Origin of the sequence: Nocardia sp. NPDC060220 (genome assembly GCF_042727815.1) — a bacterium.
In the GTDB taxonomy this organism is placed as follows: Bacteria; Actinomycetota; Actinomycetes; order Mycobacteriales; family Mycobacteriaceae; genus Nocardia.
Genome location: NZ_JBHWZY010001052.1, coordinates 1 through 2,116, shown reverse-complemented (window position 1 = coordinate 2,116; position 2,116 = coordinate 1). Strand labels below are relative to the sequence as shown.

General features: G+C 68.0%; 2 protein-coding genes. One reads left to right on the top strand and one right to left on the bottom strand.

The genetic code is table 11. From position 1 onward, the window contains the following. The first annotated feature begins 216 nt into the window (after positions 1 to 216). A complete protein-coding gene (locus tag ACFWF3_RS33500) occupies positions 217 to 1,071 on the top strand; it encodes an aldo/keto reductase (RefSeq protein ID WP_378990478.1) in 855 nt (284 codons plus the stop codon). Here the strand turns inward: ACFWF3_RS33500 and ACFWF3_RS33495 are convergent. After that, the coding region (locus tag ACFWF3_RS33495; RefSeq protein WP_379317969.1) for an NAD(P)-binding domain-containing protein at positions 1,052 to 2,116 on the bottom strand (1,065 nt) is incomplete at its 5' end. The genes ACFWF3_RS33500 and ACFWF3_RS33495 overlap by 20 nt on opposite strands.

Below are 2,116 nucleotides of genomic sequence, written 5' to 3'. Positions count from 1 at the left end.
GTCCTGGCGATCGCCGCCGAACTGGCGGCGCTGCGCACCTACGAGCCCGCCGAACTGCGAACGCTGAGGCAGCGCCGATACCGGCGAATCGGACTGGCCGGAGCTGTGTACTGAATCGCGGGCAATCCCCTGACCAGCGCCCCGCTTTCTCGGTACGGGGAAACACGCGACGCGCCGTCGTTGACGCCGCACCCAACCACTTCTACCTTCGAGAGGGTGACCTTCCGCAGCGAGAGCAGCCCTGTCCCCACCATCGTGCTCAATGACGGGAACGTGATCCCACAGCTCGGCTTCGGTGTGTTCCAGGTGCCCGCGGAAGACGTCACCGGGGTGGTGGCCGAGGCGTTGAAGGTCGGCTACCGCAGTATCGACACGGCCGCGGTCTACGGCAACGAGGAAGGCGTAGGCCGCGCCATCCGTGAATCGGGGATCCCCCGCGACGAACTCTTCATCACCACCAAGCTGTGGAACGCGGACCAGGGCTACGACAGCACCCTGCGCGCCTTCGATACCAGCATGGGGCGCCTCGGCCTGGATTATCTGGACCTGTATCTGATCCACTGGCCGGTTCCGTCGGCAGGCCGCTACGTCGACACGTTCCGCGCGTTCCAGGCGCTGAAGTCGCAGGGCCGGATCGGCTCGATCGGTGTCTCCAACTTCCGGGTGATCGATCTGGAGACCCTGATCGCCGACGCGGGCGAGATCCCGACGGTGAACCAGATCGAACTGCATCCCACGCTGTCCCAGCGTGACCTGCGGCAATACGACGCCAATCACGCGATCGCCACCGAAGCGTGGAGCCCGCTGGGGCAGGGCACGCTGCTCGGCAACCCCACCATCGTCGACATCGCCGAGCAGCTCGACCGCACCCCGGCGCAGGTGATCATCCGGTGGCACCTGCAGCTGGGCAATATCGTCATCCCGAAGTCGGTCACGCCGTCGCGGATCTCCGAGAATTTCGATGTGTTCACCTTCGAACTCGACGCCGAGGCGATGGAGTCGATCAGCCGCCTCGACTCGGGCAAGCGGGTCGGCGCCGATCCGTCGACGTTCAGTGCCGGTCTGGACTGAGCCCGAGGAAACCGGTCAGCTCGCGGGCTGCCGCCCGGCCCGCCCGATTGGCGCCGATCGTGCTGGCCGAGGGCCCGTAGCCGATCAGATGGATGCGCGGGTCGACGGCCACCTGCGTCGCCAACCGCCCGGTCATGGTGATCCCGCCGCCGGGTCCGCGCAGCCGCAAGGGCGCCAGATGATCCAGTGAGCTGCGGAAACCGGTTGCCCACAGAATCACATCGGCGGCCTGGAAGCTGCCGTCGGCCCAGCGCACGCCGGTGGGCTCGATCCGCTCGAACATCGGCAGCCGTCGCAGCGCACCCCGCTCGCGGGCGGCGCGCAAACGGTCGTCGAGCGGTAGTCCCGTCACCGAGACGACCGACCCCGGCGGCAGACCCGCCCGGACGCGGTCCTCCACCAGTGCCACCGCGTCGCGCCCGTCCTGCTCGGCGAACGGCGTTTCGCGCCAGCGCGGCTCCGACCTGGTGACCCATGTGGTGGAGGTCACGAGCGAGATTTCGTCGAGTAACTGCACCGCCGAGATGCCCCCGCCGACGACGACGACATGTTTGCCCGCGAACTCGTCGGCCGTGCGGTAGTCGCGGGTGTGCAGCTGGCGGCCCGCGAAGGTGTCGGCGCCCGGATATCGGGGGATGAACGGGTGCTCCCAGGTGCCGGTGCCGTTGATCAGACCTCGTGTGCGAAGTGTGCCCGCGCCCTCGGTTTCGACCTGCAATACCTCGCCTCGGCCCGCGCAGCTCTGCCCGTCGGCGGTCCGATCGCAGACGACTTTTACCGTCACCTGCCGTTGAACCTGCAGGTCGAAGCGCTTTTCGTAGAGTTCGTAGTAGTGCGGCACCGCGCTGGCGGCTCGCGCCGACTCCGATCCCGCCGGCAGTGTCTCGGCGAAGGACATCCCCGGCAGGTCGTGCACCCGGTTCACGGTGGTCAGAGTCAGCGACGGCCACCGGAACTGCCAGGCGCCACCGGGGCCGGGTGCGTGGTCGACGATGCGGAAATCGCGTTCGGGCACCAGCCCGAGCTTGCGCAGGTGATAACCGGC